At 44.3% G+C, this 6,597-nt stretch carries 8 protein-coding genes; all 8 read left to right on the top strand.

The window, feature by feature from the left end:
• Window positions 1-368 (top strand): hypothetical protein (locus tag A142_RS11335; RefSeq protein ID WP_019823827.1); only part of this gene is annotated, 368 nt, incomplete at its 5' end.
• 254 nt (window positions 369-622) lie between these two features.
• Window positions 623-1,036 carry a pilin gene (locus A142_RS11330; RefSeq protein WP_019823825.1) on the top strand — a complete coding sequence of 138 codons (414 nt, stop codon included), beginning with the start codon at window positions 623-625 and terminating at the stop codon, window positions 1,034-1,036.
• Window positions 1,037-1,039: 3 nt separating this feature from the next.
• Entirely contained in the window at window positions 1,040-2,725 is a 1,686-nt protein-coding gene (pilB, locus tag A142_RS11325) for a type IV-A pilus assembly ATPase PilB (RefSeq protein WP_019823823.1), read from the top strand.
• A 15-nt stretch (window positions 2,726-2,740) separates the two neighbouring features.
• Entirely contained in the window at window positions 2,741-3,970 is a 1,230-nt protein-coding gene (locus tag A142_RS11320; RefSeq protein WP_019823821.1) for a type II secretion system F family protein, read from the top strand.
• A gap of 66 nt (window positions 3,971-4,036) precedes the next feature.
• Window positions 4,037-4,906 carry a prepilin peptidase gene (locus A142_RS11315; protein ID WP_019823819.1) on the top strand — a complete coding sequence of 290 codons (870 nt, stop codon included), beginning with the start codon at window positions 4,037-4,039 and terminating at the stop codon, window positions 4,904-4,906.
• Between the two features lie 2 nt (window positions 4,907-4,908).
• Window positions 4,909-5,523 (top strand): dephospho-CoA kinase, encoded by a 615-nt coding sequence (coaE, locus tag A142_RS11310; RefSeq protein WP_019823817.1) that lies wholly within the window; start codon window positions 4,909-4,911, stop codon window positions 5,521-5,523.
• Between the two features lie 26 nt (window positions 5,524-5,549).
• Window positions 5,550-6,290: a cell division protein ZapD gene (gene zapD / locus A142_RS11305; RefSeq protein WP_017063237.1), complete on the top strand. Its 741-nt coding sequence runs from the start codon at window positions 5,550-5,552 to the stop codon at window positions 6,288-6,290.
• 80 nt (window positions 6,291-6,370) lie between these two features.
• A complete protein-coding gene (yacG, locus tag A142_RS11300; RefSeq protein WP_019823814.1) occupies window positions 6,371-6,568 on the top strand; it encodes a DNA gyrase inhibitor YacG in 198 nt (65 codons plus the stop codon).
• Window positions 6,569-6,597: the final 29 nt, after the last annotated feature.

The following is a 6,597-nucleotide window of genomic DNA, read 5'->3' as shown; positions in this document are numbered from 1 at the left end:
GAACCGCTCTTCCGATCTACCTAATCAAAGAAAACCACATCATCGCTTGTGGTGGCATTGAGAAGGCTATCTCTACTGCAAAAGAGCTGAACCCAGGTAAACCAGTAGAAGTAGAAACAGAGAGTCTAGAAGAGCTAGAGCAAGCGATCAACGCTGGCGCAGACATCATCATGCTAGACAACTTCACCACAGACATGATGCGTGAAGCTGTGAAAATCAACGCTGGACGTGCTGCGCTAGAAAACTCTGGTAACGTGACTCTAGATACGATTGCTGAGTTCGCTGAAACGGGTGTTGATTACATCTCTGTTGGTGCACTCACTAAGCACTTAAAAGCGATGGATTTATCAATGAGATTCAAAGCTTAATCTATTGAAATATAAATAACTTATTCATAAAGGCACGGTTAACTACCGTGCTTTTTTATTGCCTAAATTATCAGTATTTCAATCACTTATTTAAGTTGGTCGCATAAATTTGCGCGCTATATGAAACACGACACTAATAAATACAAAACCACTCGCGACCACACCTGAACACCATTCCACTTCTACATTTCGACTTCTATTCTTTCCATCAACCAGTGCTTGCACTGAAACAAACTAAAGAATGGAATAGAACAATGAATAACAAGAAAAAAAGAACGAACCAGAAAGGCTTTACGCTGATTGAATTGATGATTGTGGTGGCGATTATTGGGGTGTTGTCGGCGATTGCAGTTCCAGCTTATAAAGATTACGTATCAAAAAGTGAATTAGCATCAGGATTTGCCACCATAAAATCAGTGATAACACCTGCAGAGTTATATATACAAGAGAACGGATCTATCTCCAGTGCATCACCGAGTAATTTAGGTGTTTCTGCAGGTTCAAATAGTTTGGGGGTTATAGCCATTACAGATAAGAAGATAACCTTTACTCATAATAAGGGCGCCGTCTCTGGAGCTAAGTTTACATATGAAAGAGATGACGATCATGGTTGGACATGTAAGTTAGAAGACCATGGCAGTAATGACAAACCAAAGGGCTGTAGCTAGAGAATGCTCACCAACCTCCCAACCGTTCTCCGTCAGGCTAATCTACTTAGTCTGACTCAAGAACAAGCCGTTGAGGAACATGTACACGCTTCAGGTGTTTCTACACCTGAAGCTTTACTCGTTCTGGATTTCTTCAGCTGCGATTCCTTAGCAAACAACATTAAAAACATCTTCGGCTTACCGTTAGTACGATTAGCCAATACTGACTACGAATCCCTGTGTGAACAATTAGGACTTCGTGAACTGATTACTAAGTATCGTGCGATACCGATTTCAGTCTCTAGCTCAACTCTCACACTCGCTTCAGCCGACCCGACCAACTTACAAGCTGAAGACGACTTTCGATTTGCGACGGGATTACAGATCGAACTCGTTGTTGCTAACTATTCTGAGTTAGAAGGTGCAATACGAAAATTGTATGGCCGTTCTATTTCCGGGCAAGACTCAAAACGCAAAGAGATCACTCAAGATGAACTCGCTAACCTAGTTGAGGTTTCTGACGACGAGATAGCGTCGATAGAAGATCTCAGTCAAGACGATTCTCCGGTTAGCCGCTTTATCAATCAGATACTGGTTGATGCGGTGCGCAAAGGCGCATCAGATATTCATTTTGAACCTTACGAAGAGCACTATCGTGTGCGCCTGCGTTGTGATGGGATCCTTGTTGAAATACAGCAACCAGCTTCCCATTTAAGTCGCCGTCTATCAGCTCGCCTTAAAATACTCGCCAAGCTTGATATTGCCGAACGACGCCTACCCCAAGATGGACGCATTAAGCTCCGTTTGAATGATGAACTCGCGATTGATATGCGCGTATCAACGCTACCGACCTTGTGGGGCGAAAAGATCGTACTGCGATTGCTTGATAGCAGCGCTGCCAATCTCGATATCGACAAGCTTGGCTACAGTGAAGATCAAAAGGCCCTCTACCTCAATGCCCTGAAACGCCCACAAGGGATGATCTTAATGACAGGGCCAACCGGTAGCGGAAAAACTGTCTCCCTTTATACTGGCCTTCGCATTCTTAACACTACGGAACGCAACATATCAACAGCCGAAGACCCAGTGGAAATTAACTTATGTGGTATCAATCAGGTTCAAGTGACACCTAAGATCGGCTTTGGGTTTGCTGAGGCACTGCGATCATTTTTAAGACAAGATCCAGATGTGGTGATGGTTGGAGAGATCCGCGACTTAGAAACCGCAGAGATCGCGATCAAAGCATCGCAAACTGGTCACTTGGTGCTTTCGACACTCCATACTAACTCTGCAGCTGAAACCGTGACGCGACTCGCTCATATGGGGATTGAGCCCTTTAACCTAGCTTCATCACTGAGTTTGATTATTGCCCAACGACTGGCAAGGCGCTTGTGTAACCATTGCAAAGAAGTTGACGACTCACCAGACATTTACTTGCGTCACTCGATTCCTAACAGCCAAACCATCTACCAAGCCAACCCTCAAGGGTGCAATGAGTGTAACCAAGGTTACACCGGTCGAGTGGGTATCTATGAAGTGATGCCTTTTACCGACAAGCTTAAGGCCAGCCTTATCAGTCAACCCAATGCGCTAGCGATCGAAGATCTCGCGCGTCGAGAAGGCATGAGAACTCTGCAAGAGTCAGGTCTGGATAAATTGCTTGAAGGCACCACCAGCTATCAAGAACTGCAACGTGTTCTGTACATATAAACCAATGGAGCACCAATGAGTAGCAAGTCCAAACAATCACAACTAAAAAGCTATCACTGGAAAGGCATTAATAGCTCAGGCAAGAAAGTGTCTGGGCAGACCTTAGCGCTCACCGAATTGGAAGTACGAGAAAAGCTCAAAGAACAGCATATTCAGATTAAGAAAATCAAAAAGAAAAGTATTTCAGCCGTCACTCGTTTAACCCATAGAGTCAAAGCTAAAGACATCACTATTTTAACTCGGCAACTTGCTACCATGCTGGCTACTGGTGTGCCTATCGTACAAGCCATCAAGTTGGTGTCAGACAACCATCGCAAAGCAGAAATGAAATCGATCTTATCGCATATCTGCAAAGGTGTAGAAGCCGGCACGCCAATCTCAAAAGCGATGCGAACTGCAAGCCGCCACTTTGATGATCTCTATACTGATTTAGTCGCCACAGGTGAACTGTCAGGCAACCTCGCACAAGTGTTCGAACGCTTGGCGACCTATAGAGAAAAGAGCGAGCAGTTAAAGTCCAAAGTCGTCAAAGCACTCATCTACCCCGCCATGGTGGTCACCGTTGCACTGACCGTTTCCTATTTAATGCTGACCATGGTGATTCCAGAGTTTGAGTCGATGTTTTCTGGCTTTGGCGCCGACCTGCCTTGGTTCACTCAACAAGTACTCTACCTTTCCCATTGGATGCAGGCTTACAGTTTTTATACGGCGTTAGGCATCGGGCTTGTTGTCCTGATTATTTACCAACTGTGTCAGCGTTCCCACTCAATCAGACTGTCTGTCAGTCGGCTAGGACTACGTTTTCCTGTTCTCGGTGGCGTGTTAGCCAAAGCCTCTATTGCCAAATTTAGCCGAACCTTATCAACAAGCTTTAGTTCTGGCATTCCGATTTTAATGAGCCTAAAAACCACCGCCAAAACCGCAGGCAACCTGCATTATGAGTCGGCCATCATTGAAGTTCATCGAGAAACGGCTGCTGGCATGCCGATGTATATCGCAATGCGCAATACCAACGCCTTCCCCGAAATGGTGTTGCAGATGGTGATGATTGGTGAAGAGTCTGGCAACCTTGATGAAATGCTCAATAAAGTAGCCTCGATTTACGAGTTTGAAGTAGACAACACCGTCGACAATTTAGGCAAGATTCTAGAGCCACTGATCATTGTGTTTCTAGGCACAGTGGTTGGCGGACTTGTGGTTGCGATGTACTTACCGATCTTTAATCTTATGAGTGTGTTAGGATAGTTAAAAGCAACTAAACACCCATGAGCAGCAATCTCTGCTCACCTTGATTAAGTGGTAAAGGACACTATGGAAGTATTTCACTACTATCCTTGGCTATTCCCCGTATTAGCTTTCATTTTTAGCCTTCTTATCGGCAGTTTCCTCAACGTAGTCATACACCGTTTACCGATAATGATGGAACGAGAGTGGCAACAAGAGTGCTCGGAATATTTCTCTCAATATAAAATTCCAGCACCAGAAGGAAAGTTTAATCTCAGCATTCCTCGTTCAACCTGCCCTAAATGTAAAACTCAATTAAGAATCGTCGACAATATTCCAGTGTTAAGCTGGTTGTTCTTGAAGGGTAAGTGTCACAGCTGTGCTAATCCAATCAGCGCTCGCTACCCTTTGGTTGAACTGCTGACTGCGATACTTTGCACAGTTGTTGCCAGTCACTTTGGTTTCAGTTACTACACCATTGCTTTAATTTTTTTCACCTTCGCACTGATTACCGCGACCTTTATCGATCTCGATACGATGTTGTTGCCTGATCAAATTACCTTGCCTTTGGTTTGGTCTGGTATCACTTTAGCACTGTTTAATATCAGCCCTGTATCACTTCAAGACTCAGTTGTAGGGGCAATGGCTGGCTACCTAGCGCTGTGGTCTGTTTATTGGTTGTTCAAACTACTGACTGGCAAAGAAGGCATGGGTTACGGTGACTTCAAACTCCTGGCTGCGCTTGGCGCATGGCTTGGTTGGCAGCACCTACCGATGATCATCCTTTTATCTTCGCTTGTTGGACTTGTGTTTGGTTTGATTCAACTTCGCTTGAAACAGCAAGGCATAGATAAAGCCTTTCCATTTGGCCCCTACCTTGCGATTGCGGGTTGGGTAAGCTTGATGTGGGGTAACGACATCATGGGTTGGTATTTCACTTCTGTACTAGGAATTTAACCATGGCAATCATTATCGGATTAAGCGGTGGTATCGCCAGTGGCAAAACCACCGTCGCTAACCTGTTCAATGAGCATTTTAATATTGATATTGTTGATGCTGATATCGTGGCACGTGAAGTGGTCGCACTGGGCAGTGACGGCTTAAAACAGATTACAGAACATTTTGGTGAGTCTATCCTGCTTGAAGATGGAACACTCAACAGAAGTAGGCTACGTGAGCTGATCTTCTCGAATCCAAAAGAGAAGCAATGGCTCAATGATCTTCTTCATCCCATGATCCGTGAGAAAATTGACAGTGACCTGTCTAAAATCACATCCCCGTATGGTTTATTAGTCGCACCGCTATTGGTTGAAAACCAAATGCAAGGCATGACCGATCGCGTATTAATCGTTGATGTGCCAGCAGAAGTGCAAATAGAACGAACGATGAGTCGTGATAATGTTTCTAGGGAACAAGTTGCATCAATTTTAAAATCACAGGCTTCAAGAGAACAACGCTTAGCAGTTGCAGATGACGTGATTAAAAACCATACTAAAAACCAAGAACTTTTGCCTCAAATCACAGATTTACATCAAAAGTATCTGGCAATCAGTGCTGTAGATGGGTCAGAATAGAACAATGTTGAATGAAGGTTTGCTCGATGATCACCCATAAATTTGAACATCCTCTAAATGAGAAAACACGCATCTACTTAAGAGTCGAATCACTCTTGAGGCAGCTTCACTTGTCTTCTACATTTTCCGATGCTCAACAGTATCAACTCTTTTTCCGTTCCATCTTTGATCTGATTGAAATCTTCGAACAGATCCAACTCAAGAGCGAACTCGCAAAAGATATTGAGAAACAACGTGTAACCTACAAAAGCTGGTTAGATGTTGAAGGTGTCGATCAAGAGATGCTGACATCGCTGCTCAATGACATTGGTAATATCTATCGTGATCTGATGCAGGCAGAGCGTTTTGGGCAATCACTTAAAGAAGACCGCTTCCTGAGTGCGATTCGCCAACGCTTTAATCTTCCAGGTGGCTCATGCTGCTTTGATTTACCGGCACTGCATTATTGGCTGCACCTTCCTCTCGATAAAAGAATGAGAGATGCTAAAGCTTGGATGGATAGCTTACAACCTCTGTATGAAGCGCTAACACTGTGGTTGAAGCTCACCAGAGAGACTGGCCACTTTAAAGAGCAAATCGCTCGTGCTGGCTTCTTCCAGAGCGATGCCGATGAAGCGAATATCCTTCGCCTTTCTATTCCAATGCAATACGGTGCCTACCCGATGATCTCGGGTCACAAAAACCGTTTTGCTGTTAAGTTCATGAGCTTTGAAACTGGGCAAGCCTGTACTCAAGACATCGAATTTGAATTGGCGATCTGCACCTAATTAAATTCCTTTTATAGTTTGGCTTGAGTCCTCACTCGAGCCTAAACGAACTCTTATTATCCCTCAAATTAAGAATCACTATGTCGAAGAAAATCACCATCGTTAAATGCCCTCAATGTAATACTGACGTTGAATGGGGTGAACAAAGCCCACACCGCCCGTTTTGCAGCAAGCAATGTCAGATGATTGATTTCGGTGAATGGGCAGACGAAGAAAACAGCATCGCTGGCGCACCAGACATGTCTGATAGCGATGGTTGGTCGGAAGATCAGTACTAAGATTCGAGATTCGAGATTCGAGATTCGAG

It is taken from the genome of Vibrio splendidus 12E03, from assembly GCF_000272105.2.
Classification (GTDB): Bacteria; Pseudomonadota; Gammaproteobacteria; order Enterobacterales; family Vibrionaceae; genus Vibrio; species Vibrio splendidus_I.
This window is presented reverse-complemented; position numbering and strand designations above follow the sequence as displayed.

Excerpts from the sequence above, each read along its gene's own strand:
- zapD (WP_017063237.1), top strand. The coding sequence starts at position 5,550 with ATGATCACCCATAAATTTGAACATCCTCTAAATGAGAAAACACGCATC.
- pilB (WP_019823823.1), top strand. The coding sequence starts at position 1,040 with ATGCTCACCAACCTCCCAACCGTTCTCCGTCAGGCTAATCTACTTAGT.
- coaE (WP_019823817.1), top strand. The coding sequence starts at position 4,909 with ATGGCAATCATTATCGGATTAAGCGGTGGTATCGCCAGTGGCAAAACC.
- A142_RS11320 (WP_019823821.1), top strand. The coding sequence starts at position 2,741 with ATGAGTAGCAAGTCCAAACAATCACAACTAAAAAGCTATCACTGGAAA.
- A142_RS11315 (WP_019823819.1), top strand. The coding sequence starts at position 4,037 with ATGGAAGTATTTCACTACTATCCTTGGCTATTCCCCGTATTAGCTTTC.
- yacG (WP_019823814.1), top strand. The coding sequence starts at position 6,371 with ATGTCGAAGAAAATCACCATCGTTAAATGCCCTCAATGTAATACTGAC.
- A142_RS11330 (WP_019823825.1), top strand. The coding sequence starts at position 623 with ATGAATAACAAGAAAAAAAGAACGAACCAGAAAGGCTTTACGCTGATT.